Below are 25019 nucleotides of genomic sequence, written 5' to 3'. Positions count from 1 at the left end.
AGCAGACGCAAGCTTGGCATGTTAGTGTGCGACGAGATAGCCATGAGGAGACAGCCATGGAGATCCGCAATCCTTCCCCAGGCCTCTACAACGAAGATCTGGCACCGGCGCGGGAGCGTCGATGGGGGGCCTTCAGCATCTTCAACGTCTGGACTTCGGACGTTCACAGCCTCTGGGGCTACTACCTCGCGGCCAGCCTGTTCTTGCTCTGCGGCAGCTTCGTCAATTTCCTGCTGGCCATCGGGCTCAGCTCGTTGGTGATCTTTGCGCTGATGAACCTGATCGGCTATGCCGGCGAGAAGACCGGCGTGCCGTACCCGGTGCTGGCACGCGCCTCCTTCGGCGTCTGGGGCGCCAACCTGGCGGCCATGGTGCGGGCTGTGGTGGCCTGCTTCTGGTATGGGGCGCAGACCGCCGCGGCCGCCAGCGCGGTGGTCGCGCTGCTGATCCGCAACGATGCGATGCTCGAGTTCCACAAGAGCGTGCATTTCGTCGGACACACAGGGCTCGAAGTGATGTGCTACGTCGTGGTCTGGGGACTGCAGTTGCTGATCATCCAGAAGGGCATGGAGACGGTCCGACGGTTCCAGGACTGGGCGGGCCCGGCGGTCTGGATTGCGATGCTGATCCTGGCGGTCGGATTGTGCGTCAAGGCCGGTGGCTTCTCGTTCGAACACGGCATTCCCATGAATCTGCTGCTCGAAAAGACCAAGGATGCCGGCGTTTCAGGGCAGCCCGGCTCCTTCTGGGCGTTGATGGCGGTCGGCGCCACCTGGATCACCTACTTCGCGGCGCTCTACCTCAACTTCTGCGACTTCTCGCGCTTCGCGAAGAACAAGGAGGCGGTGCGCACGGGCAACCTGTGGGGCCTGCCGATCAACTTGATTGCTTTTTCGCTTGTCGCTGGCGTCACCACCATCGCGGCCTTCAAGGTGTACGGTGAAGTGCTCCTGCATCCCGAGCAGATCTCCGCCAAGTTCGACAGCTGGGTGCTCGCCCTCATTGCGGCGATCACATTCGCGGTCGCCACGCTGGGCATCAACGTGGTGGCCAACTTCGTGTCTGCCGCGTTCGACATCTCAAACACCTTTCCGAAGGTGATCAGTTTCAAGCGGGGCGGGGTGATCGCCGCATTGATCGCGCTCGTCCTCTATCCCTTCGCGCCGTGGGAGGGCAATGCGGCTCATTTCGTCAACGCGATCGGCGCGACGATGGGCCCGCTCCTGGGCGTGATCCTGGTGGACTACTACATCGTGGCCAAGAGCGACATCAACGTGGCGGCGCTCTACCAGGAGCATGGCGAGTATCGCTACGAAGGCGGCTGGAACGTCAATGCGCTGGTCGCGACCGGGATCGGCAGCCTTTTCTCCACCTTCCTGCCCAACTTCACGAACCTGCTTCCGGCCTGGTGGAACATTTATGGCTGGTTCATCGGCGTGGCGGTTGGAGGCAGTGTGTACCTGGTGATGGCCACGCTGCGCCCGCGCGCGGCGGCCGTGACCGCACACGCTTGAGGGGAGGGCAGGGAAACATGGCCGCTCCCATGAACCAGCTTCGTCGCCGACTGGTCGCAGCCGGCACGGGCGCCATCGCCGCGCTCGGGCTGGGCCCGCTCGGCCGGGCCGCCCTCGCGCAGGCCGCGACTGTCGAGATGCCATTCGTCAATGGCAGGCGCAACGTCGCGGCCTACCCGGAAAAGCGGCCGCTGATCGTGCTGACTTCGCGCCCGCCGCAACTGGAAACACCGTTCGAAGTCTTCAACGACGGCCTGCTTACACCGAACGATGCGTTCTTCGTGCGCTACCACAACGCCGGCATTCCCACCTCGATCGATGCCGACAGGCACGTGATCAAGATCGGCGGCAATGCCGTCGGCAAGCCCTTCGAGCTGACGCTGGCCGAACTGCGCGCACAGTTCAGGCCGATCGAATACGTGGCCGTCAACCAGTGTTCCGGCAATGGCCGAGCGCTGTTCAATCCGCGGGTCACCGGTGGTCAATTGGGCAACGGCGCGATGGGCAATGCGCGCTGGGCGGGCGTCGCCCTCAAGGACGTGCTGGCACGTGCGGAACCGAAGAACAGTGCCCGCCAGGTCACGTTCAAGGGCCTGGACATGGCGCTCTTCGGCGGTGGCGACTTCGTCAAGGCCCTCGATGTCGGTCATGCGATGGACGGCGAGGTGATGCTCGCCTGGCAGATGAATGGCGCCGACATCCCCATGCTGAACGGCTATCCGCTCAAGCTCATCGTGCCGGGCTACTACGGGACCTACTGGGTGAAGCACCTCTCGGAGATCCAGGTGATCGACAGCGTCTTCGACGGCTTCTGGATGAAGACGGCCTACCGGGTGCCCGACAACGACTGCGCCTGCGTGGAGCCCGGCACCGCGCCGGCAGCGACCCGGCCGATCGGCCGCTTCAACGTGCGCTCGTTCATCACCTCGCACGCCGACGGCGCGCACGTGCGTGCGGGCCAGCCCCTCGTCGTGCGCGGAATTGCTTTCGATGGCGGGCAGGGCATTCGCGAAGTCGCGTATTCGACCGATGACGGGCAAAGCTGGCGCAGTGCCGCGCTCGGCAGCGACATGGGGCGCTATTCGTTCCGGGAATTCACCTTCGGCTTCACGCCCAGGAAGGGAACCCACGTGCTTCGCGTGCGGGCCTGGAACCGCTCCGGCCAGAGTCAGCCCATGGAAGCGCTCTGGCAGCCGGCGGGCTACATGCGCAACGTGGTCGAAAGCGTCAAGATGCTTGCCGCCTAGGGAGCAACAGACATGAACCGCAGACCTTCCGTTGCACCGATCGCTTGCGCGCTGGCCCTGTGCATCGGAGCGGCGGGTGCTCGCGCTGCCGAAAGGACGATCACTCTGCCGCCGGACGGCGTGCAACTCAAGGCGAACACGCTGCCGGGCTACGAGAAGGCGCAGGCCAACTGCATGACTTGTCATTCGGCGGAGTACATGCTCTACCAGCCCCCCAGCGCGCCGCGCCCGTATTGGGAGGCCATGGTCAAGCGGATGAAGCAGGTCTTCAACGGCCCGATCAACGAAGAGGACATGCCGCTGATCGTGGACTACCTCGTGAAGACCTACGGCAACGAGCAGCCCAGATAGGCTTTGAACCGTTCAGCCGCGATAGAAGGGAGGCTGGGTATCGATTGCTCGGCCTTCGGCTTTATTTGACATAATATACATTGTATGTCTTTCAAGGCGGCCACCTCGACGCCGGCCGGGGTTCACCACTTGCCATCCGCCGGCCTCTTGGCCTTGGCCCCCACGGCCTCGTTGATCATCTGGAGCGCGTCCGTGCGGTTGGCCTTCTGCGCGAAATCGGCGGCGGTCATTCCGAGCTGGTTCTTCATCAGCGGATCCGCGCCTTCTTCGAGCAGCAGCTTCACCGCAGCGGCCGAGCCGTACATCGCCGCCATCATCAGCGGCGTGGTGCCATTGGGCGACTGCGCATCGATGAATGCATCCTTGTCCAGCAGCTGCTTCATGATCGCCACATGGCCGTTGGTCGCGGCGTAGTGCAGCGGTGTCCAGCCGGGCTTGTTGATGTCGGCATCGCGCTCGATCAGCTTCGTGACGATGTCCTGCTGCCCCTTGATCGCGGCCAGCATCAACGGGCTTTCATCCTTGGGATTGCGCGCCTCGACGTCGGTCTTGGGCCAGTCGATCAGGACCTGGATCACCTTCGGTGAAGGCTCGCGCAACGCGATCAGCAAGCCGGTCTGTCCCTGCGCATCCCGGGTGTTGGGGTCGAAACCGCGATTCAGGAGGCTTTTGACGCCGCTGGCATTGTCTGCGCGCACGGCTCTGAAGAAGTCGTCGAACGAATCGGCGTGGGCAGCGAAAGTTACTGCAAGAACAATAAGATATACGAATGTTTTAAAGTAATTCTTCATGATTTTGCGGCCGCAAACAGGCGGTCGAAGTTGTCGCTGGTCACCTTTCCGATCGTTTCGACGGGCAGACTTCGGAGTTCGGCGATTTGCTGTGCGACGAAGGGAACGTAGGCGGGATTGTTTGTCTTTCCGCGGTATGGCACCGGCGCGAGGTACGGGCTGTCGGTTTCGATGAGCATCCGGTCCAGCGGCACGAATGCCGCCACATCACGCAGGTCCTGCGCCTTCTTGAAGGTCAGGATGCCCGAGAACGAAATGTAGAAGCCCAAATCGAGCGCGGCGCGGGCCACTTCGGCGGTCTCGGTGAAGCAATGGAAGACGCCGCCCGCAGCCTTCGGCCCGCCGTCCTCGCCCTCTTCCTTCAGGATGGCCAGGGTGTCGGCCGAGGCTTCCCGGGTGTGGATCACGAGTGGCTTGCGCGTCTGTTGTGCCGCACGGATGTGCACCCGAAAGCGGTTGCGCTGCCATTCGAGGTCCGCGATGCTGCGTCCGCCCTTGCGCTCTTCCATCTGGTAGTAGTCCAGCCCCGTCTCGCCGATCGCGATGACTTTCGGGAGGGCCGAACGCCGCACGAGGTCATCCAAAGTGGGCTCCAGCACATCTTCACTGTCCGGATGGACGCCTACGGAGGCCCAGAAATTGTCATAACCAGCCGCAAGGGCTTGGACGTCGTCGAATTCTTCGAGGGTCGTGCAGATGCAGAGCGCCCGGTCGACCCGCGCGGCCGCCATGGCGGCGCGGATCTGCGGCATCTGGTCCGCGAACTCGGGAAAGGTCAGGTGGCAGTGGGAATCGGTGAACATCGCGGAATGGAATGAGCGCGGCGCTGATGCGCCGCTTGCGGTCCGCGCCCCGTGAGGACGGGGTTCGGATCAGATGGTCTGGGTGGGCCGGTCGGAGGCCATCGTGCCGCCGAGCGCCTCCTCGATGCGCGCCTTGAGCTGGCGCGACTTGTCGTCGGACGGAAAGCGGATGCCAACGCCCGGCGCCCTGTTGCCGGCCGCGCGGGACGGCGTGATCCAGGCCACCTTGCCGGCGATCGGATAGCGTTGCGGATCGTCCGGCAGGGTCAGGAGCACGTAGACGTCGTCGCCGAGACGGTACTCGCGAGAGGTCGGAATGAAGATGCCGCCCTCGGCGAACAACGGAATGTAGGCTGCATAGAGCGCCCCTTTTTCCTTGATGGCCAACTGGATGACGCTGGGCCGGACGGGCGCGGCGGGGGTGGAAGCTGCAGGTGTGTTCATGGGCGGCGGCGTGCGGAGTTTAGGGTGGTTCGCGCTTCGCTCACAAGCGCTTCGAGCATGAGTCCCGCATTGAACGGGTGTTCCGCGGTTTTTGCCGCATTGGCGAGCGACTTCGACCAGCGCGCCAATGCGCCCCTCGGCGGCACCGGCGGCAGGTCCGCCATGTCGAAGAAGCGCGGCTCGGCGCCGCTGTCGGTCGCCATGAGGTCATGGCAAAGCTTCTGGAGCACGTCGATGGCCTGCGCCGGCGCGTGATCGGCCAGCGCGCTGACATCGCCGCGCACCATCGCCTTGGGCAGCAATCCCCAGGCCTTGGGCGATTGGCCCTGGGCCGCGAGGCGCAACGCATCGCTCGGGCGGCCGCCAGCGGCGCGCAGCAGGACGGCGGCATCGGACGCTGGAACGCCCTGCGCAACCAGCCACTCGTGCGCTTCACCCGGCTCCGGCCACGGCAGCGTGAAGCCGAGGCAACGGCTGCGGATCGTCGGCAGAAGCTGCCACGCCGCCTCGCTGGCCAGGACGAAACGCACATCGCCGACGGGTTCCTCCAGCGTCTTGAGCAGCGCATTCGCAGTGATCGTGTTCATGCGCTCGGCCGGATAGACGAACACCACCTTGCCTAAGCCGCGCGCGCTGGTCCGCTGAGCGAAACCCACGGCATCGCGCATCGCCTCGACGCGGATCTCGCGGCTTGGCTTGCGCTTCTTGTCGTCGATGTCGGCCTGCGCCTTTTCGTCGAGCGGCCAGCCGAGCGCCTGCATCGCGACTTCAGGCATGAGCACGCAAAGGTCCGCATGCGTGCGGACCTGGATGGCATGGCAACTGGGGCAGTGCCCGCAAGCGCCCTCCTTCTTGGACTCCTCGGGCTGCTCGCACAACCAGGCCGCGGCCAGCGCAAGGCCCAGCTCATATTGGCCCAAGCCCGAAGGTCCCTGCAGCAGCCATGCATGGCCGCGCTGGCGCAGCAATTCGGTGAGCGGCTTGCGCAGCCACGGCGACAGCGTGTCCGCGTTCATTGAGCAACCTCCGTGCCTCGCACTGCGGTGCGAGCCCCCTTCGGAACGGCCGGGCGGGGGCTCATGGCGCGCCTCCGCTCTGCGATGCCACGAGACCGCGCTCGGCCAAGGCCGCTTCGATCTGTTGCCACACCGCCTCGCGCGACTGGTCGGCGTCGATGCGGACGAAGCGTGGTGCGTCTTTCGCGCGCGCGGCGTAGCCCGCAGCGACACGCTTGAAGAACTCGACCGGCTGCGACTCGAACTTGTCCGGAACACGCGCCCCGGCCAGCCGCTCGGCCGCAATCTCCGGCGCCAGGTCGAACCAGATCGTGATGTCGGGCTGCAGGAGTCCGCCGGCCGCAACGTCCGCATCCGCCTGCACCCAGCGCTCGAGCGTCGACAGCACCGCCGGATCGAACCCGCGCCCTGCCCCCTGATAGGCAAAGGTCGCGTCGGTGAAGCGGTCGCACAGCACGACATCGCCGCGCGCCAGCGCCGGTTCGATGACGCGCACGACGTGGTCGCGCCGGGCCGCAAAGACCAGCAGCGATTCGGTCAACGCATCCATCGGCTGTTCGAGGATCAGCCCGCGCAGGGTTTCGGCCAGCGGCGTGCCGCCCGGTTCGCGCGTGCGCGTGACCTGCCGCCCCTGAACCTTGAACAACGCTTCGAGCGCATCGATGTGGCTCGACTTGCCGGCACCATCGATGCCTTCGAGCGTGAGGAAAAGCCCCTTCATTGACCGCTCCGCTGGTTCGGATCGGTGTTGCCCCGCTGGTAGCGGTTCACCGCCCGGTTGTGCTCGTCGAGCGAGCTGCTGAATTGACTCGTGCCGTCGCCGCGCGAAACGAAATAGAGCGACTTGCTCTGCGCCGGCTGCACGGCGGCCAGGAGCGCCGCCTTGCCCGGCATGGCGATCGGCGTGGGTGGCAGGCCGTTGCGCGTGTAGGTGTTCCAGGGGGTGTCGGTCTGCAGGTCCTTCTTGCGCAGGTTGCCGTCGAAGCGCTGGCCCAGGCCGTAGATCACGGTCGGGTCGGTCTGCAGCGGCATGCCGATGCGCAGGCGGTTGTGGAAGACGGCAGAAATCTCCGCGCGGTCCTGGGCCTTGCCCGTCTCCTTCTCGACAATGCTGGCGAGAATCAGCGCCTCCTCGGGCGTCTTGAGCGCCACCCCGGACGCCCGGGCGGCCCAGGCCGCATCGAGCTTCTTGTCCATGGCCCGCATCGCGCGCTGCAGCAGCGCGAAATCGGTCGAGCCTTTCGAGTAGGTATAGGTGTCCGGGAAGAAGCGGCCCTCCGGATGCTGCCCCGGCCGGCCGAGCCTGGTCATCAGGTCCTCATCGGTCAGGCCGGCGGTTTCAGGCTTCAACTGATCGGCCTTCGCGAGCGCCGCGCGCACTTGGCGGATATTCCAGCCTTCCACGAGAACGATGCTGCGCGTGGCCTCCTCGCCGCGCACCAGCACGCTCAATAGCGTGCGTGGCGTGATGCCGCGCTCCAGCTCGTAGCTGCCGGCGCGCATCTGCCGGTCCTGGCCCGAGAAGCGGAACCACCAGTAGAGCAATTGCGGGGGCACGTCCACGCCGGTGTCGGCGACAGCTTGAGCGATGCCGCGCGGCGTGGTGCCGGGCTCGATCGACAGGTCGACGCTCGGTGCCGGGAGCCGCAACGGCTGGTTGACCCACCAGAGACCCGCAGCGCCGATGGCGAGAACGCCCAGGGCGGCCAACAGAAAGATCGTGAGGAAGAAGCGGCGCACGGAATCCGGCGAAGGAAGCAAAGAGACTGGGAAGCGGAGGAAGCCCTGCCGATCGAACGGATCGGGACCGGCCATGATAATTCAGCGATGACCTCAGTCGTTCTGAATGGCGTGACCGCCCTCTCCCACCTCGGTGTCATCCGGGCCGAAGGCCCCGACGCCGCCAGTTTCCTGCACGGCCAGCTCACCCAGGATTTCGCGCTGCTCGATGCCGCCGAGGCCCGCCTTGCGGCCCTGTGCACCGCCAAGGGGCGGGCGATCGCGAGCTTCATCGGCATCCGGCCGCAACCGGACCGGATCCTGCTCGTCTGCAGCCGCGACATCCTGCCTGCGACGCTCAAGCGGCTGTCGATGTATGTACTGCGCGCGAAAGCCAAGCTCAGCGATGCGAGCGACGAATTCGCGCTCTACGGCCTCGCCGGTACGGCACTCGCGGCCAACGACGTCGATCCGGCCTCGCTGCCCGGACGCTCGATCGCGGTGGGCGACGCACATGCCGTGACGCTCTACCCCTCCGACGGCGTTCCACGCGCACTCTGGATCGCGCCGGCCGGCAGCGCCGCGCCCCACGGTTCGGTCCTTGATCCGGCGCTGTGGCCATGGAGCGAGGTACGAAGCGGCATCGTGACACTGACCTCGCCGGTGATCGAAGCCTTCGTGCCGCAGATGATCAACTACGAGTCGGTCGGCGGAGTGAACTTCAAGAAGGGCTGCTACCCGGGCCAGGAAGTGGTGGCGCGTAGCCAGTTCCGCGGCACGCTGAAGCGGCGCACCTACCTGGTCCAGGCGAGCGACGAGATCGCCGCCGGACAGGAAGTGTTCGCCGCCGGCGATCCCGAGCAGCCGGTCGGTCTGGTCGCCCAGGCCGCTCCGGCACCCGGCGGAGGATGGGCCGGGCTGATCTCCATCCAGATCGCGGCAATCGAAGCGGGCGGCCTGCACGCCCGCGCGGCCGACGGGCCAACGCTTACGGTCGAACCCCTGCCCTACCCCCTGCTCGAAGACATCTGAGCGATTCAGCAGCAGCGGCCTTTGCCGCTGCCATAGCGCGCTTCCAGTCGCTCCCTGAAGAACGCCTCGTAGCTCATGGGCACGCGGTCCGGATGCGTGCGTTCCATGTGGCTCAGATAGGCGTCGTAGTCGGGCATGCCGACCATCAGGCGCAGCGACTGCGCCACCGAGCGCGCCAGATAGCGCCCCGATTCCGTGAGGCTGGCGCCTGCGGTTCTCATGATGCGGCGGCCGACACCGGCATCGGTTCGAAAGGCGTCTCGCGCGCGGTCGGCTTGCTGGCCGAACGTGCGGCCAGGCAGCTCTTCACGCTGTAGACGAGCACGCTCAGCACCACGAAGATGAAGAGCCCGCACAGCGCCGCGTCGAGACGGTCGTTGAAGACGATGCGCGCCATGGCTTCCGGCGTCTTGGCCGGTGCGATCAGCACGCCCTGGGCCAGGCCGTCGGCGTATTTCGAGGCATGCGACAGGAAGCCGACCTTCGGGTCCGGCGAGAAGATCTTCTGCCAGCCGGCGGTCAAGGTGCATACCAGCAGCCATGCGGCGGGTGCAATGGCGACCCACGCATAGCGCTCGCGCTTCATGCGGTACAGCACCACCACGCCCAGCATCAGCGCCACGGCAGCGAGCATCTGGTTGGAGATGCCGAAGAGCGGCCACAGCGTGTTGATGCCGCCGAGCGGATCGACCACGCCCTGATAGAGGAAGTAACCCCAGGCCGCAACGCAGAGAAAAGTCGCGGTCAGGTTGGCCACGATCAGGTCGGTGCGCTTCAGTACTGGCACGAAGCTGCCCAGCAGGTCCTGCAGCATGAAGCGGCCGGCGCGCGTGCCGGCGTCCACCGCCGTCAAGATGAAGAGCGCCTCGAACAGGATCGCGAAGTGGTACCAGAAGGCCATCATGGCCTGCCCGCCCACGACCTGGTGAAGGATGTGGGCCATGCCCACCGCCAGCGTCGGCGCACCGCCCGCACGGCCGAGGATGGTCGTCTCGCCGACGTCCTTGGCGGTCTGCAGCAGCATGTCGGGCGTGACCGAGAAGCCCCAGCCGGAGATCGCCTGTGCCACCGCGTCCGGCGTGGAACCCACGAGCGCGGCCGGACTGTTCATCGCGAAGTACACGCCGGGATCGATGCACGCGGCAGCGACGAGCGCCATCACCGCCACGAAGGATTCGGCCAGCATGCCGCCGTAGCCGATGAAGCGCGCGTTGAGCTCGTTGTCCAGCATCTTGGGCGTGGTGCCCGACGAGATCAGCGCATGGAAGCCCGACACCGCGCCGCAGGCGATGGTGATGAAGAGGAACGGGAACAGGCTGCCCGACCAGACCGGGCCATTGCCCTGCGCAAACTGCGTGACAGCCGGCATCTGCAGCTGCGGCGCGACGAAGACGATGCCGATCGCCAGCGCGATGATCGTGCCGATCTTCAGGAAGGTCGAAAGGTAGTCACGCGGCGCGAGCAGCAGCCACACCGGCAGGCTCGCGGCGATGAAGCCGTAGCCGATCAGCATCCAGGTCAGAGCCTTGCCGTCGAAGGTGAACATGGCGGCCCAATCGGGGTTCTGGCTCACCACCTGACCGCCGTAGATCGCGAGCATCAGCAGCGCGAAGCCGATGACGGAGATCTCGCCGATGCGGCCAGGGCGGATGTAGCGCAGGTAGATCCCCATGAAGATCGCGACCGGAATCGTCGCTGCGACCGTGAACGTGCCCCATGGCGATTCGGCGAGCGCCTTCACCACGATCAGCGCCAGCACCGCGAGGATGATGATCATGATCATGAAGGTGCCGAACAGCGCGATCATGCCGGGCACCGTGCCCATCTCCTGCTTGATCAGGTCGCCGAGCGAGCGGCCATCGCGCCGCGTCGAGATGAACAGCACGATGAAGTCCTGCACCGCCCCGGCGAAGACCACGCCGGCCAGGATCCACAACAGGCCGGGCAAGTAGCCCATCTGCGCCGCGAGCACCGGCCCCACCAGCGGCCCTGCACCCGCGATCGCCGCGAAGTGGTGCCCGAACAGCACGTTCTTGTCCGTCGGCACGTAGTCGAGCCCGTCGTTGTGACGGTGGGCCGGCGTCATGCGGCTGCCGTCAAGGCCGAGCACGCGCTCGGCGATGAAAAGGCTGTAGTAGCGGTACGCGATCAGGTAAGTGCAGATGGCCGCGACGACGATCCAGAGCGCGTTGATGGATTCGCCTCGCGATAGCGCCACCGTTCCGAGTGCGAAGGCACCGACGACGGCGACGACAAGCCACACCAGGTGGCGGCGCAGGTTTTGCATGCGGATGTCTCCTTGAGCTGATCCCCGGGAGTGTCGCGAGACACTACTTTCTGCGCATCGGTTGCACTGCGCAAGCCGCCCGCGCGAGAACACCTAAGGGATAACCCTCAAAGCTTTCGGGCGTGCTCGACGGCGTACTTGATCAGTTCCGCCTGCCCCTCGATGCCGAGGCGGCGCTTGATGCTCTGGCGGTGCGCCTCGACAGTCCGCACGCTCAGGCCCAGATCGAGCGCGATTTCCTTGCTCGATGCGCCACGGCCGAGCGCCGAGAGGATCTCGCTCTCGCGCGGCGTCAGCAGCGGCCGCGGCGTCTGGTTGCGAAACAGCCGCTTCGACACCGCCGGGCTCAGGAAGGTCCCGCCCGCCGTCACCGCGTCGATGGCCGCGACGATCTCGCTCGCCGGCGCATCCTTGAGCACGTAGCCGCGCGCACCAGCCTGAAGCGCCTGCTGCACGTATTCGGGGTTGTCATACATGCTGAGCATGACCACGCGCACCTCCGGCTGCCGCTCCTGGAGCCGGGCAGCAAGTTCGATGCCATTGATGTCTTTCATGCCGACGTCGGCCAGCACGAGGTCGGGCTTCAGTTCCTCGATCAGCGGGAGCGCCTCGGCGGCACCGTCCGCCTCGCCGACGATGTCGATTTCCGGCAGCGATGAAAGGCGCGCGCGCAGCCCGTCGCGGACAAGCGGGTGGTCGTCCACCAGAAACAGGCGAATGGTGTCGTGATTCCTCATGCAGCCCCCGGACCTTCGAGCGCCACCTCGACCAGGATCGACGTGCCCGACTCGCCCGAGAGCACATCCAGTCGCCCACCGATCGCCGAAATGCGTTCGCGCATGTTGCGCAGGCCGATGCCGCTGCGGGGGTCGGCCTGCACCGCCGCTTCGTCGAAGCCGCGGCCGTCGTCCGTGATGTCGAGCCGTACGTGACGGGCGTCGAATGCCAGGGCGATGTCGACGATCGTGGCATGCGAATGCTTGTGCACGTTGGTCAATGCCTCCTGCGCAACGCGGAACAGCGCGGTCTTCACTTCCTGCGGCAACTCGCGCGGCGTGCCGTGGATCGACACCGCGGCCTCGATCGGCCCCTCGTCGCCGAACTCGGCGCCCAGCCGTTCGAGCGCCGCCGGCAGGCCCAACGTGTCGAGCAGCGCCGGGCGCAACCGGTGCGAGATGCCGCGCACCTCCGAGAGCGACTCATTGAGACGCTGCAGCGCCTTCGACAGCGAAGCCGGCACCGACTGCCGGCCGCGCTCCAGCGCATCCACCGCCGATTCGATGAGCAGCTTCGCCGACACGAGTGTCTGGCTGGTGCCGTCGTGCAGTTCGCGCGCCAGGTGCGCGCGTTCGTCCTCCTGCGACTGCACCACCTGGCGTGCGAGCTGTCGCAGCTTGGTCTCGGCCACGCGATGCTCGCTGAGGTTCAGCAGCAGTCCCGTCGCGCTCACTACCGCGATCCCCAGCGCCGCGATCCCGACGATCCACAGCATCGTGGTGGTGAGATTGGCGCTCATCTGCTGGTCGAGGCGATGCATCGCCGAGTCGATGTCGTCGAGGTACAGGCCGGTGCCGACCATCCAGTTCCAGCGCGGAAGGATGGTCACGTAGCCGAGCTTGGGCGCCATCTGCTGGTTGGATGGCTTGCGCCATTCGTACTCGACGTAGCCGCCGCCGCTGCGCGCCTGCGCGATCAGTTCCTGGATCGTGGGCCGGCCCTTCGAATCGCGCAGTTCCCAGAGCCGCTGTCCGACCAGTTCGGGTTGCCGCGAATGCATCAGCGACCTGCCTTCGAGGTCGTAGACGAAGAAATAGCCGTCGTCGCCGTAGTCTAGCGCGGCCAGCCGGCGCAGCGCCTCGGCACGAACCGCTTCGTCATCCTTGCCGCTGTCGTAGAGCGGCCGCACGACGCTCACCGCAAGATCGACATAGCTGCGCAGTTCGCTGCGTCGCTGGGTCATGTAGGTCTGTTCGGCCAGCAGGCGCTCGCGCTGCGCCAGGTCACGCTCCTGGTGCCGCACCGCGAAGGCGACCAGCATCAGTGCCGTCAGCAGCGGCACGATGGCGAGCGCAACGATCTTCGTGCGGAGATTCATGGGGCGGCAAGACTACCACCGCCCTGCCACCGCGCCCTCCCCGCTACGGCGCCGCCTCAGGCCAGCTTGAGCAGCTCGGCAGCCAGTTCCTTGGGCATGTCGACCATCACGTCGTGGCTGCACGGCATCTTGATCAAACGCCAGCCCGGCGCCGATTCGACCTTCGCCGCGAAGTAGCGGAACGGGCTCGGATCCCAGCCATCGGCCAGGATGTAGAGACGGTTCTTGATCGAATCGCCTGCGCCGGTGAGCAGGAGCGGCATCTCGAAAGTCGCGAGCGCCTGCGGCCGGCACAAGCGGTCCACCCTGGCGCGGTTGACCTGCGCGATGTTGAACATTTCGGCCGGGATCGGCTGCATCAGCCCGCAGTTGCCTTGCAGTGCCGTGCCGCGGAAGGCGCCGACGAACTGCGCAGCCACCTCGGGCGCGAGCGCCTTGTCGATCAGACGGATCAGCGAATCACCGTTCTCCGGCACGAAGGCGTCGAGATAGACCAGCGTGCGGATGCGCTCGCTCATGCGGTCGGCGACACCGGTGATGACCATGCCGCCATACGAGTGGCCGACCAGGATCAAGTCGTTCAGCTCTTCCCACTCGATGCAGCCGCAGACATCGCGGATGTGGGTTTCGAGCGTGACGTTCTCCGCCGACTGATGAAAGCGCTCGCCGACGCCGGTGTGCGTGGGCGTGAACACGTTGTGTCCGGCCGCGCGGAGCGCATTCGCAGTTTCCCGGTAGCACCACCCACCATGCCACGCGCCATGAACGAGAACAAAGTTGGCCATCGCCGTGTCTCCGAAAAGATCGAAGCGGCCATCTTGAGCGGCGGCCCGGCCGGGTGCCACCGGGGTTTCCCGGCGGCTGGCTCTCAGAGCTTTCGTCGCATCTCGATGTGGGCGATGCCTGCTTCCTCGAAGGGCTCACCGTGCGGCGCGTAGCCGAGGCGTGCATAGAAGCTCTCGGCGCTGCGCTGGGCATGCAGCATGACTTCCTTGTCGCCACGGGCAGCCGAAGCCGCTTCGAGCGCACGCAGCACCGCCTCGCCATGACCACCGCCGCGCAGCGTGCGGTGCACCGCCATGCGCCCGATGCGGCCCAGCCCGGGCGACTCCTGCACCAGCCGCCCGGTCGCGATCGCCTGCCCCAGCCGGTTGCGCGCGACCGCATGCACCGCGATCGCGTCATGCTCGTCCCACTCCAGCTCCTTGGGGATGCGCTGCTCGTCGATGAAAACCTCGCGCCGCACCTTGCCCGCGCCCTCGCCGATCGCATCCCAGTTGCCGGTGATGACTTCGCGCATCGACTCGCCGGCCTCGTAGCCCGCGAGAACCTCGCGAAGCAGCGGCGGCACCGGCTTCGAAGTCTGGGTCGCCGGATCGGCGTAGACGTAGACCAGCTCGCAGGTCACCAGCAACTCGTCGCCGCGGAACAGGCCGCCCAGGAACAGGATCGACGAATTGCCCACGCGTACGCACTTCATGCCCACGTCGAGCACATCGTCCACCCGCGCCGAGGCATTGAACTCGACCGTGGCCTTGCGCACGTAAAGATCGCCGCCGAGCGACAGCATCGCCTCTTCGTACGGCAACGCCATTGCGCGCCAGTAGTCGGCGATCGCGGTGTCGAAGTACATCAGGTAGTGCGCGTTGAAGACGATCTTCTGCATGTCCACCTCGGCCCAGCGCACGCGCAGGCGGTGGAAGAAGCGGAAGTCGGATTTCTTGAGTGTCTCGGTCATGGCTCTCGTCATGGTTGCAGGGCTTCTCTGAGTGCGCGGGCGGCGTCTTCATGCGCCTGGAGCGCTTCGGGAATGGCGCGACCCATCTTGACGAATTCGTGGATCACGCCCCGATAGATTTCCAGCTCGACCGGCACGCCCGAGGCTCGCAGCTTGTCGGCGTAGGCAATGCCTTCGTCCACCACCGGGTCGCACTCGGCGAGGCCGATCCAGGCGGGCGCGACGCCCTCCACATCGTCGGCGTTGAGCGGCGCGAACCGCCAGTCGTCGCGATCGGCTTTCGAGCTCACGTACTGGGCAAAGAAGTAGCTGATGAGCGCTTCGCCGAGCAGCGGGCCGGTGGCGAAGCGGAGGTGCGAAGCGGTGTCCTGGTGCGACGTGGTCCCCGGATAGATCAGCATCTGCAGGGCAATGGGCAACCCGGCATCGCGCCCGAGGATCGCGCAGACCGCGGCCAAGGTGCCGCCCGCGCTGTCGCCGCCGACGGCGATGCGTGTGCCGTCAAGCCCGAATTGCGCCGCGTTCCTCGCCAGGTGCTGCAGGCCGTCCCACGCATCGTTCGACGCCGTCGGAAACTTGTGCTCGGGTGCGAGCCGGTAGTCCAGCGAGACCACCGCGCAGCCGCTCTTCTGGCTCAGCACGCGGCACAGGATGTCGTGCGTGGCGATGCTGCCGACGGTGAAACCGCCGCCATGGAAGAACATCAGCACCGGCAGCACCTCGTTCGAGGGCGCGTAGAGCCGCGCCGGCAGCGCATGGCCGTCGCGCGCCGGCAGCGTGAAGTCCTCGACGCGCGCGAGCTGCGGCTTGGGCACTTCGAGCACGCCGGCGCCCTTCTCGTAGGCGGCACGGGCCTCGGCCGGTGACAGGGCGTAGAGCGGCGGACGGCCCGCGCGCTCCATCCGCTCGATCACGTTCGCCATCTTGGGTGTCAGTGCGCTCATTGGGTCAATGCCCGGCTGTTTGTCCCGGTTGTGTCAAGCGCAGGGGTTTCTGGAGTGTCCAAGGTGCTCGGTGCTTGTTAGATTCGAGGATCCGCATCGTACCGTCCGGACCACGACCCCATGGCTCTCATCCAATACCTCACCCAGATCCAGTTCGACTTCGGCGCCATCCAGCTGCTGCGCAGCGAATGCGAGCGCGTCGGCATCACGCGGCCGCTGGTCGTCACCGATGCCGGCGTGCGCGCCGTGGGCATCCTGCAGAAGGCGCTCGATGCGCTCGGCGACCTACCCAGTGCGGTGTTCGACCAGACGCCGTCGAACCCGACGGAGGCCGCCGTTCGCGCTGCCGCCGCCACCTACCGCGACCAGCGCTGCGACGGACTGATCGCGGTTGGCGGCGGCTCGGCCATCGACTGCGCCAAGGGCGTCGCCATCGCCGCCACGCACGAAGGGCCGCTCAAGACCTACGCCACCATCGAAGGCGGCTCGCCGAAGATCACCGACCGCGTCGCGCCGCTGATTGCCGTGCCCACCACGAGCGGCACCGGCAGCGAAGTCGCACGCGGCGCGATCGTCATCGTGGACGACCACCGCAAGCTTGGCTTCCACAGCTGGTTCCTGATGCCCAAGGCCGCGATCTGCGACCCCGAACTCACGCTCGGCCTGCCGCCCAGGCTCACCGCTGCCACCGGCATGGACGCGATCGCGCATTGCATGGAAACCTTCATGTCGGCCGCGTTCAACCCGCCGGCGGACGGCATCGGCCTGGACGGCCTGGAGCGCGCCTGGGGCCACATCGAACGCGCGACCAAGGACGGCAGCGACCGCGAAGCCCGGCTCAACCTGATGAGTGCATCGATGCAAGGCGCGATGGCCTTTCAGAAGGGCCTGGGCTGCGTGCATTCGCTGAGCCACAGCCTGGGCGGCATCGATCCGCGCCTGCATCACGGCACGCTCAACGCCCTCTTCCTGCCCGCGGTGATTCACTTCAACTCGGGTGCGGAATCGGTCCGCAAGGATCAGCGGCTGCAGCGCATGGCGCAGGCGATGCACCTCGATTCGGCCGGCGATCTCGGCGACGCGATCCGCGACATGAACGCGCGTCTCGGGCTGCCGAAGGGCCTGGCCGAGGTCGGGGTCAGCACGGACATGTTCGAGAAGATCATCGACGGCGCGATGGCCGACCACTGCCACAAGACCAATCCGCGGCTCGCGACGCGGGAGGACTATCGGCAGATGCTCGAAGCGTCGATGTAGCGCCTGTCCAGGCGGCGCTCGGTAGCCAGTTCACGCAAGACAAGGCATAGCGGCCTCCCTATCTTCTCGGCACAAATCAGGGAGACAAGCAATGCTTGAACATGAGTTCGCCTCGACGGGCGCGCTGGAGCGCAACCTCGTCGAACGGGTCTGCGCGGGTGACGTGCTCGCCCGCTGCGCCGACCTTCATCCGGACCGGATCGCCATCGTCGACGGTCCACGCCGGCTCCGCTACGAGGACTTCGATCGCCAGGTCGACCAGCTCGGTCATGCGCTGCTCGGCCTTGGACTCGCGCACCAGGACGTCGTGGCCGTGATGGCGCGCAACTGCATCGAGCTGCTGCTGACCTACTTCGCCTGCGCCCGCGCCGGCCTGGTGTGCGCGCCGGTCAACCTCGGACTGCGCCCGGCCGAGATCGCCTGGTGCCTGCGCGATGCCGAGGCCCGCGTGCTGATCGTCGAAGCGCCGCTGCGTGACATGGCCTCGGCGGTCCTGGCCGAGGAGCTGCCGCTGCTTGCACATCGCTTTCATACCCGCAGCGACGACCCGGCTGACGCCGCCGAGTTCGATGACCTTCTTGCCAGTGGCAGCAGCGCGCCCCTGGAGGTCGAGGTCCGCGACCGCGACGTCGTGCAACTGCTCTACACCAGTGGCACCACCTCGAACCCCAAGGGCGTGTTGACCAGCCATCTCGCGGTGACGATGGCCGGGCTGAGCGGTGCTTTGGCGTTGCATGGCGGACCCGGCTACACGGCGCTGGTCGCGCTTCCCCTCTTTCATTGCGCGATGCTCAACGGTGTCGTGCTGCCGCTGATGATCATCGGCGGCACCGTGGTGCTGGCTCAGGGCTTCGAGCCGCAGCAGGCGGCGACGCTGTTCGAGGCCGAGGGCGTCCACCTCGTGGTCCTGCTGCCGATGATGTACGGCCTGCTGATTGACCATCCCGCGCTGCAGGGGCGCAGCTTTCCCGGAATGCGCCGAGCGATGTACGCCATGGCCCCGATGCCGCACGAACGCCTGGCGGCCATCCACGCGATGTTTCCGAATGCGGACGTGGTGCTCGGGTCGGGGCAGACCGAGTTCACGCCGGCGACGTGCATGCAGCGACCCGAACACCAGTGGAGCAAGTCCGCAACCTGGGGCACCGCCACCGCAATGACGCGCGTCGCCGTGATGGACGAACAAGGCCGGTTGCTGCCGCGCGGCCAGACCGGTGAGCTCGTCTACCGCGGGCCGCAGGTCATGAACGCCTATCTCCACATGCCCGAGGAAAGCCGCGCCTGCCTGCGCCACGGCTGGTTCCACAGCGGCGACGTGGCCCACATCGACGCCGATGGCGCGATCTGGTTCGAAGACCGCTTCAAGGACGTGATCAAGACCGGTGGCGAGAACGTCGCCTCGGTCGAGGTCGAGCGCTGCCTCATGGAACACCCCGAGGTGGCGGAGGCTGCGGCAGTCGGGCTGCCGCATCCGCACTGGGGCGAGGCGATCACCGGCGTCGTCGTTCGCCGGCCCGGATCGGAACTCGACGAAGCAGCGCTGATGGCGCACTGCGACGCACGCCTGGCCGGCTTCAAGACGCCGAAGGCGATCGTCTTCGTCGCCGAGTTCCCGCGCACCGGCACCGGGAAGCTGCAGAAGCACCTGATACGCATCCAGCACAAGGACTTGTTCCAGCGCTGAGCCGACCGTCGGCCAACTCGATTCGATCGCCGCGCCGATGCGCCGGTCTTCGACCGATTTCCCTTGCCCAGCCTCCACCCTCACGAAGCGAGAGCCAACACCATGAGTTCAGTCGCCATTTCCGCCGCCAATCCCCTGGACGTCCCTCGATCGGCGCCCGACGCGCAGCCGGTCCCCGTTTCGAAGCGGGTCATCGCCGCCAGCGTGGCGGGCAATGCGCTCGAGTTCTACGACTTCGTCACCTACGCCTTCTTCGCCGTCTACATCGGGCGCGCCTTCTTCCCTGCCTCCACGCCGATGGGCAGCCTGCTGCTGTCGGTGGCGGTGTTCGGCGTGGGCTTCGTGGCACGGCCGCTGGGCGGCATCCTGATTGGTGCCTTCGCCGATCGCGCGGGCCGCAAGCCCGCGATGCTGCTGACCATTGCCTTGATCACCCTCGGCACGCTGGGCCTGGCGCTCACACCCTCCTACGCCAGCATCGGCATGGCGGCGCCGATCATCATCGTCGCCTGCCGCCTGATCCAGGGCCTGGCGCTCGGCGGCGAAGTCGGCCCGGCGACGGCTTTCCTGATCGAGGCCGCGCCGCAGCACAAGCGCGCGCTCTACGCGAGCTGGCAACTCGCCAGCCAGGGCATCGCCACGCTGGTGGCCGGCCTGTTCGGCGTGCTGATCATGGGCATCCTGCAGCCCGAGCAGGTGCAGGCCTGGGGCTGGCGCGTTCCCTTCGTGGTCGGGCTGCTGCTGCCGCCGATCGCCCTCTACCTGCGCCGCGCCATGCCCGAGACCTTGCACGACGCGGCGCAGAAATCCGAGAACATCGGACTCAAGGGGCTCGCCCGCCACAAGCGCATCCTGACCCTCGCGGTGCTGGTCGTGCTGGGCGGCACGGTGTCGACCTATGTCGGCAACTACATGACCACCTACGCGATCACGACCTTGAAATTTCCGCCGGCGATCGCGATGGTCGCCACCGTCACGGTGGGCCTCGTCACGCTGGTGTTCGCGCTGGTCGGTGGCTGGCTGTCCGATCGCTTCGGCCGCAAGCCGATGATGCTGTGGCCGCGGATCGCCACTGCAGTGCTCACGGTGCCGTTGTTCCTGTTGCTGATCGACCGTCCGAGCGTCCCGCTGCTGCTCGCGGTGGCGGCCTTCCTGGCCGCGCTGACCGCCGTCAGCGGCGCCGCTTCGATCGTCGCCATCCCTGAAATGCTGCCGCGCGGCATCCGTGCCACCGGCCTGTCGATCGCCTACGCCATCGGCGTCTCGCTGTTCGGCGGCACCACGCAGTTCGTCATCACCTGGTTGATCGAGGTCACGGGAAATCCGGCGGCGCCCGCCTGGTATGTGGCCGGCACCAGCGCGATCACGGTCCTCGCGATGACGGCGCTGCCCGAGACGCGCGACCACGTGCTCGAGGACTGATTCTTTTGAAGCTGAAAGGGAGAACGACACCATGGAAATCAACGACACGGTCTTGTCCGGCATCGCCGAACATCTGCCCGAGATGCTGGCGCTGCGGCAGCGCATCCACGCCCATCCGGAACTGGCCTACGAGGAGTTCGCGACCAGCGACCTGGTCGCCGAGAGGCTCGAGGCATGGGGTTATTCGACCCACCGCGGCCTGGGCGGTACCGGCGTTGTCGCCACGCTCGCGAGGGGCGGCGCAGGCAGGTCGATCGGCCTGCGCGCCGACATGGATGCGCTGCCGATCCACGAAACGACCGGCCTGCCCTACGCCAGCAAGATCGCCGGAAAGATGCATGCCTGCGGCCACGATGGCCACACCGCCACCTTGCTGGCCGCGGCCCGTCATCTGGCGCAGCACGGCAGGTTCAACGGCACGCTGAACCTGATATTCCAGCCCGCCGAGGAAGGCTTCGCGGGCGCCCGCAGGATGATGGAAGACGGCCTGTTCGAGAAGTTTCCGTGCGACGCGGTCTTCGCCTTCCACAACATGCCGGGCTTCCCGGTCGGCCAATTCGGCTTCCTCGCCGGTGGCTTCATGGCTTCTTCCGACACCGTGATCATCAAGGTCCAGGGCGTCGGCGGCCACGGCGCGATGCCGGCCAACACGGTCGACGCGGTGGTGGTGGCGTCGTACATCGTGGTCGCGCTGCAGACCATCGTTTCGCGCAATGTCGATCCGCGCGAGATGGCGATCATCAGCGTCGGCGCGGTCCATGCGGGCAACGCGCCCAACGTGATCGCGGAGACGGCCGAGATGCGGCTGACTGTGCGGGCCTTCAGCCCCCAGGTGCGCGCACTGCTGCGCGAGCGCATCACCAGGCTCGTGGCGACCCAGGCCGAGGCGCTCGGCGCGACCGCCGAGATCGACTACCAGTGGGACTACCCGCCGCTGCAGAACGACCCCGCGATGACCGATTTCGCGCGCCAGGTGGCGGTCGAACATTTCGGCGCCGGCTGCCTGATCCCCGACGTGAAGCCGCTGACCGGCAGCGAGGACTTCGCCTTCATGCTCGAGCAAAAGCCCGGCTGCTACCTCACGATCGGCAACGGCGATGGCGAGGGCGGCTGCATGGTGCACAACCCGGGCTACGACTTCAACGACGCGATCCTGCCGATCGGCGCGAGCTACTGGGTCAGGCTGGTCGAGCGCTTCCTGGCCTGAATGGCGAGCCGATCGGCGCCGCGCCACAAACAAGTGCCGTAGCAGCGCCAGGCCGCGCTAGCATGCGGCCATGGCACACGACCACCACCACGATCACCACGGCCACGAAGACCACAGCGAGCTCGGCGAGATGGACCTGCGGGTCCGTGCGCTCGAAACTGTGCTCACCGAAAAGGGCTACATCGACCCGGCGGCGCTCGACGTGCTCATCGACACCTACCAGACGAAGATCGGGCCCCGCAATGGCGCCCGCGTCGTCGCCAGGGCCTGGGTCGATCCGGCGTTCCATGCGTGGCTGCTGAAAGACGCTACTGCCGCCATCGCCTCGCTCGGCTACACCGGCCGCCAGGGCGAGCACATGGTGGCGGTGGCCAACACCGACGATCGTCATCACATGGTGGTGTGCACGCTGTGCAGTTGCTATCCGTGGCCGGTGCTCGGCCTCCCGCCCGTCTGGTACAAGAGCGCGCCCTACCGCTCGCGCGCGGTCAAGGACCCGCGCGGCGTGCTGGCCGATTTCGGCGTCCGGCTGCCCGCATCGACCGCCATCCGCGTGTGGGACTCGACCGCCGAGGTGCGCTACCTCGTGATTCCGCAACGCCCTGCCGGCACCGAGGGATGGAGCGAAGAGCGGCTCGCCGACCTCGTCACGCGCGACTCCATGATCGGCACCGGCCTGCCCCGCACCCCGGAGGCCGTGCAATGACCTACACCAGCCACGCCGATCTCGGCGGCCGGGACCTGCCCGGCGCCATCGTTCCGGAGCCCGAAGGCGAACCCTTCCATGCGGACTGGGAAGCGCGCGCACTGGCCCTCACGCTGGCGATGGGCGGCACCGGTTCGTGGAACATCGATGCCAGCCGCAGCGCGCGCGAGACGCTGCCGGACTACGCCCGATTGAGCTACTACCAGATCTGGCTGGCCGCGCTCGAAAAGCTCATGGCGGAGCGCTCGCAGCTCATGCCCGACGAGCTCGCCGCCGGCCACATGCTGCATGCGCCAGTACCTGTGAAGCGAGTACTGCGCGCCGCCGATGTGCCTTCCGCGCTCGCGAAAGGCACGAGCGTCGAGCGGCCCGCCACTGCGCCGGCGCGATTCACCGTGGGCCAGCGCGTGCGGACCCGCGCCGGCCACGTGGACCACCACACCCGCCTTCCCGGCTACGTGCAGGGCAAGGTCGGAACCGTCCAGCACCTGCACGGCATGCACGTCTTTGCCGACGCGCATGCGCAAGGCCTCGGCGAACAACCGCAATGGCTCTACACGGTCGCTTTCGACGGCACGGCGCTGTGGGGAGACGACGCCGAGCCCGGACTCATGGTGTCGGTGGACGCCTGGGAAAGCTACCTGGAGCCCGCCGCATGACCGACGCCCTCCCCTTGCTGCCCGGCATGCCGACGGCAGACGGCCAGGAGCCGGTGTTTCGCGAACCATGGGAGGCGCACGCGTTCGCAATGGCCGTGAGCCTCCACCAGCGCGGACTGTTCACCTGGCCGGAGTGGGCCGATGCGCTGGCGCGGCAGATCACCGCCGCACAGGCGGCCGGCGATGCCGACCTCGGAGACACCTACTACCACCACTGGCTCGCGGCGCTCGAATCACTGGTCGCTGCCAAAGGCGCGAGTTCGGCCGACGAGCTCGTGCGCTATCGCGATGCCTGGGAACACGCAGCCGACCGCACGCCGCACGGCCAGTCGATCGAGCTGCGTCCGCGAGATTTCGGCTGAGGCCATGCGCATCGTCTGGCTCTATGCCGCCCTGCTCGCGCTGCTGTTCGTCGGGTTGAGTTTCCGCACGCTGGCGATGCGGCGACGCCTGCGCATCGTGATCGGCGATGCGGGCGACGAACGCATGCTGCGCGCGATGCGCGTGCATTCCAACTTCGCGGAATACGTGCCATTGAACCTGCTCTTGATGTACTTCGTTTCATCGACGCTGCCGCAGCCCTGGTTCCTGCATGCGCTGGGCATCAGCATCCTGCTCGGGCGCGTGCTGCACGCGGTGGGTGTGAGCCAGGTCCGGGAGCGCTATGGGTTCCGGGTGGTCGGCATGGCGCTCACCTTTTCGCCGATGCTGGCGTCTGCGCTGACACTGCTCGCGGCCTATGGCCGAACGGCGAGCGGCTGAATCAGCCCTTCCTGCCGCCAAACACCAGAAGCGCACCGCCCACCACGATGGCCGAAACACCGGCCCAGATCGGGAAGTTCACTTCCTGCTTCTCCTTGATCGCCAACTCGATGTGGCCGATCTTGGCCTGATGGGTTTCCTTCGTGTAGCTGAAGCCGCCCATGCCGAGGGCCATGATGCCCGCGACGATGAGGATCAGGCCGATGACGCGCGTCAGGTTCATGAAGTCTCTCCAAAGCGCCTCGACTTTAGCCGGCCCGCCGCCGCAAGTCACAGAGCCAGCACGTCGCCTGCGCTGCCTCGTTGCAGGAACTCGGCGAACTCGTCCGCGAGCCGCTGCGACTCTTTCGCGGCGGTGCTCCATGCCTTGACCCGCGCCGGCACATCGTTGCCATAGCGCACGAAGTCGTTGCGGTCCGGCAGCTTGCCATTGGGCAGGCTGTGAACCCATTCGGGACTGGGCGCGAGCACCACCATGCGATCGAGGAAGCCGGTGGCCTTGTGTCGCCACTTGAGTCCCTTGTCCAGCCAGCCCGGCACCACGGCTTTCTGGAAATGCGGATAGAGGACGATGCCGTCCGCATTCACGTAGTCGAGATGCAGGTGGTAGTCGGTGATGCCACCGTCCCAGTACGCGCCGCGCGGTGCACCCGGAATGTCGTGCACCGCTTCGAGCATGAAAGGGATCGAGCACGAGGCCTGCAGCGCCAGTTCGAAGTTGCCCTTGATCAGCTCGACCTGCCGCGTGCGGAAATCGCGTGTGCCGAAAGGCAGCGCCGCACCCGGTGTGGAGAACACCACCCGCTCCAGCCACGCACCGAGGCTCTTGCGATGCACGCTGTTGGTGATGAAGGCACCGAGATACCCGACCGGCGTGCGCGCCTTGCCTTCGCGACCGAGGATGTGCCGGCCACGCGCGGTGATGACATGCAGCCGGTATCGCGAATGCCGCAGCACCTCGTCGATGCGGCCGCCGTAGAAATGGCGCAGCCCTTCGCCGAACTGCGCGCTGACCTGTCGCGCCGTCAGCCGCTTCTGTCCCGGCGGCACTTCGAAATGCTGGTGGATGTAGCCGTGTTCGAACTGCTCGAAGGCGTCCTTCGTGTCCTGCAGGCAGACGTTGGCGAGGCGCCAAGCGCCGATCGATGCGCCGACCAGATCGACCGGCTGCGTCGATTGCGGCAGCCATTCGCCGAAGAGGAAGCGGTCGACCGGCCCCAGGATCAAGCCCTTCGGCCCGCCAGCCGCACCGGGGACGGTACGCACGTCCTGCGGGCGCAGGCCGTTCGCGGCGATGTGTTCGCGGGCGGCCGGCCCGGCATAGATGCGAAGCGCCTTCAT

At 66.7% G+C, this 25019-nt stretch carries 27 protein-coding genes; 12 read left to right on the top strand and 15 right to left on the bottom strand.

The genetic code is table 11. The annotated features are described in order from the left end of the window. The first annotated feature begins 56 nt into the window (after window positions 1–56). From BLW05_RS01480 to BLW05_RS01470, 3 genes are read left to right on the top strand one after another with little or no spacing between them, the layout of a single operon-like run. A complete protein-coding gene (locus tag BLW05_RS01480; protein ID WP_093158795.1) occupies window positions 57–1514 on the top strand; it encodes an NCS1 family nucleobase:cation symporter-1 in 1458 nt (485 codons plus the stop codon). 29 nt (window positions 1515–1543) lie between these two features. Continuing rightward, window positions 1544–2761 (top strand): SorA family sulfite dehydrogenase catalytic subunit, encoded by a 1218-nt coding sequence (locus BLW05_RS01475; RefSeq protein ID WP_256329956.1) that lies wholly within the window; start codon window positions 1544–1546, stop codon window positions 2759–2761. Between the two features lie 12 nt (window positions 2762–2773). Next, complete coding sequence (locus BLW05_RS01470; RefSeq protein WP_093158790.1) at window positions 2774–3112, top strand: SorB family sulfite dehydrogenase c-type cytochrome subunit; 339 nt, start codon at window positions 2774–2776, stop codon at window positions 3110–3112. A 122-nt stretch (window positions 3113–3234) separates the two neighbouring features. Here the strand turns inward: BLW05_RS01470 and BLW05_RS01465 are convergent, their stop codons facing one another. From BLW05_RS01465 to mltG, 6 genes are all read right to left on the bottom strand, one after another. Further along, window positions 3235–3903 carry an ankyrin repeat domain-containing protein gene (locus tag BLW05_RS01465; protein WP_093158788.1) on the bottom strand — a complete coding sequence of 223 codons (669 nt, stop codon included), beginning with the start codon at window positions 3901–3903 and terminating at the stop codon, window positions 3235–3237. Then, entirely contained in the window at window positions 3900–4706 is an 807-nt protein-coding gene (locus BLW05_RS01460; protein ID WP_093158785.1) for a TatD family hydrolase, read from the bottom strand. The genes BLW05_RS01465 and BLW05_RS01460 overlap by 4 nt, the downstream gene beginning before the upstream one ends. Before the next feature lie 69 nt (window positions 4707–4775). After that, window positions 4776–5150 carry a PilZ domain-containing protein gene (locus tag BLW05_RS01455; protein ID WP_093158783.1) on the bottom strand — a complete coding sequence of 125 codons (375 nt, stop codon included), beginning with the start codon at window positions 5148–5150 and terminating at the stop codon, window positions 4776–4778. Beyond that, a complete protein-coding gene (locus tag BLW05_RS01450) occupies window positions 5147–6166 on the bottom strand; it encodes a hypothetical protein (protein WP_093158780.1) in 1020 nt (339 codons plus the stop codon). Before BLW05_RS01450 ends, BLW05_RS01455 begins: the two co-directional genes overlap by 4 nt. Before the next feature lie 61 nt (window positions 6167–6227). After that, window positions 6228–6887 carry a dTMP kinase gene (tmk, locus tag BLW05_RS01445; RefSeq protein WP_093158777.1) on the bottom strand — a complete coding sequence of 220 codons (660 nt, stop codon included), beginning with the start codon at window positions 6885–6887 and terminating at the stop codon, window positions 6228–6230. Continuing rightward, window positions 6884–7906, bottom strand: a complete 1023-nt coding sequence (gene mltG, locus BLW05_RS01440; RefSeq protein WP_093160363.1) for an endolytic transglycosylase MltG — start codon at window positions 7904–7906, stop codon at window positions 6884–6886. The genes tmk and mltG overlap by 4 nt, the downstream gene beginning before the upstream one ends. An 87-nt stretch (window positions 7907–7993) precedes the next feature. On the opposite strand from mltG, the gene BLW05_RS01435 reads away from it, so the two are divergent. Continuing rightward, window positions 7994–8917: a CAF17-like 4Fe-4S cluster assembly/insertion protein YgfZ gene (locus tag BLW05_RS01435; protein ID WP_093158775.1), complete on the top strand. Its 924-nt coding sequence runs from the start codon at window positions 7994–7996 to the stop codon at window positions 8915–8917. A 5-nt stretch (window positions 8918–8922) separates the two neighbouring features. On the opposite strand, the gene BLW05_RS01430 is transcribed toward BLW05_RS01435, so the two are convergent. The 7 genes from BLW05_RS01430 to BLW05_RS01400 form a co-directional block, all read right to left on the bottom strand. Continuing rightward, window positions 8923–9138, bottom strand: a complete 216-nt coding sequence (locus BLW05_RS01430) for a YbdD/YjiX family protein (RefSeq protein WP_093158772.1) — start codon at window positions 9136–9138, stop codon at window positions 8923–8925. Further along, complete coding sequence (locus tag BLW05_RS01425) at window positions 9135–11204, bottom strand: carbon starvation CstA family protein (protein WP_093158770.1); 2070 nt, start codon at window positions 11202–11204, stop codon at window positions 9135–9137. Before BLW05_RS01425 ends, BLW05_RS01430 begins: the two co-directional genes overlap by 4 nt. Before the next feature lie 107 nt (window positions 11205–11311). Further along, a complete protein-coding gene (locus BLW05_RS01420; protein WP_093158767.1) occupies window positions 11312–11941 on the bottom strand; it encodes a response regulator transcription factor in 630 nt (209 codons plus the stop codon). Beyond that, the gene (locus tag BLW05_RS01415; protein WP_093158765.1) at window positions 11938–13299 is read right to left on the bottom strand and encodes a cache domain-containing protein; all 1362 of its coding nucleotides are present in this window, start codon (window positions 13297–13299) and stop codon (window positions 11938–11940) included. The genes BLW05_RS01420 and BLW05_RS01415 overlap by 4 nt, the downstream gene beginning before the upstream one ends. 56 nt (window positions 13300–13355) lie before the next feature. Continuing rightward, window positions 13356–14084, bottom strand: coding sequence for an alpha/beta fold hydrolase (locus BLW05_RS01410; protein WP_093158762.1), 729 nt, complete (start codon window positions 14082–14084; stop codon window positions 13356–13358). Window positions 14085–14167: 83 nt separating this feature from the next. After that, window positions 14168–15037, bottom strand: a complete 870-nt coding sequence (locus BLW05_RS01405) for a YbgC/FadM family acyl-CoA thioesterase (RefSeq protein ID WP_093158759.1) — start codon at window positions 15035–15037, stop codon at window positions 14168–14170. A gap of 8 nt (window positions 15038–15045) precedes the next feature. Beyond that, window positions 15046–15981, bottom strand: coding sequence for an alpha/beta hydrolase (locus BLW05_RS01400; RefSeq protein ID WP_256329955.1), 936 nt, complete (start codon window positions 15979–15981; stop codon window positions 15046–15048). A gap of 120 nt (window positions 15982–16101) precedes the next feature. Between BLW05_RS01400 and BLW05_RS01395 the strand changes: the two genes are divergently transcribed. The 8 genes from BLW05_RS01395 to BLW05_RS01360 all read left to right on the top strand — a co-directional run bounded on the left by BLW05_RS01395 (window position 16102) and on the right by BLW05_RS01360 (window position 23678). Further along, window positions 16102–17238: an iron-containing alcohol dehydrogenase gene (locus BLW05_RS01395; protein WP_093158754.1), complete on the top strand. Its 1137-nt coding sequence runs from the start codon at window positions 16102–16104 to the stop codon at window positions 17236–17238. A 91-nt stretch (window positions 17239–17329) separates the two neighbouring features. Further along, entirely contained in the window at window positions 17330–18922 is a 1593-nt protein-coding gene (locus tag BLW05_RS01390) for an AMP-binding protein (RefSeq protein ID WP_093158752.1), read from the top strand. Window positions 18923–19024: 102 nt separating this feature from the next. Further along, entirely contained in the window at window positions 19025–20344 is a 1320-nt protein-coding gene (locus BLW05_RS01385; RefSeq protein ID WP_093158749.1) for an MFS transporter, read from the top strand. Between the two features lie 31 nt (window positions 20345–20375). Continuing rightward, on the top strand, window positions 20376–21551 hold the full coding sequence (locus BLW05_RS01380) for a M20 aminoacylase family protein (RefSeq protein ID WP_218135132.1): 1176 nt from the start codon (window positions 20376–20378) through the stop codon (window positions 21549–21551). A gap of 70 nt (window positions 21552–21621) precedes the next feature. Next, the gene (nthA, locus tag BLW05_RS01375) at window positions 21622–22257 is read left to right on the top strand and encodes a nitrile hydratase subunit alpha (RefSeq protein ID WP_093158747.1); all 636 of its coding nucleotides are present in this window, start codon (window positions 21622–21624) and stop codon (window positions 22255–22257) included. Next, on the top strand, window positions 22254–22916 hold the full coding sequence (gene nthB, locus BLW05_RS01370; RefSeq protein ID WP_093158744.1) for a nitrile hydratase subunit beta: 663 nt from the start codon (window positions 22254–22256) through the stop codon (window positions 22914–22916). Before nthA ends, nthB begins: the two co-directional genes overlap by 4 nt. Beyond that, complete coding sequence (locus BLW05_RS01365; RefSeq protein ID WP_093158742.1) at window positions 22913–23278, top strand: nitrile hydratase accessory protein; 366 nt, start codon at window positions 22913–22915, stop codon at window positions 23276–23278. Before nthB ends, BLW05_RS01365 begins: the two co-directional genes overlap by 4 nt. A gap of 4 nt (window positions 23279–23282) precedes the next feature. After that, the gene (locus BLW05_RS01360; protein WP_093158739.1) at window positions 23283–23678 is read left to right on the top strand and encodes an MAPEG family protein; all 396 of its coding nucleotides are present in this window, start codon (window positions 23283–23285) and stop codon (window positions 23676–23678) included. 1 nt (window position 23679) lies between these two features. Here the strand turns inward: BLW05_RS01360 and BLW05_RS01355 are convergent, their stop codons facing one another. Then, window positions 23680–23901, bottom strand: a complete 222-nt coding sequence (locus tag BLW05_RS01355; protein ID WP_093158737.1) for a hypothetical protein — start codon at window positions 23899–23901, stop codon at window positions 23680–23682. Window positions 23902–23948: 47 nt separating this feature from the next. Beyond that, on the bottom strand, window positions 23949–25019 hold the full coding sequence (locus BLW05_RS01350; RefSeq protein WP_093158734.1) for a patatin-like phospholipase domain-containing protein: 1071 nt from the start codon (window positions 25017–25019) through the stop codon (window positions 23949–23951).

This window comes from Variovorax sp. YR216 (assembly GCF_900107745.1).
GTDB lineage: Bacteria > Pseudomonadota > Gammaproteobacteria > Burkholderiales > Burkholderiaceae_C > Variovorax.
Note: the sequence above shows the minus strand (reverse complement) of the source record. Positions and strands in the feature narration are given on the sequence as shown.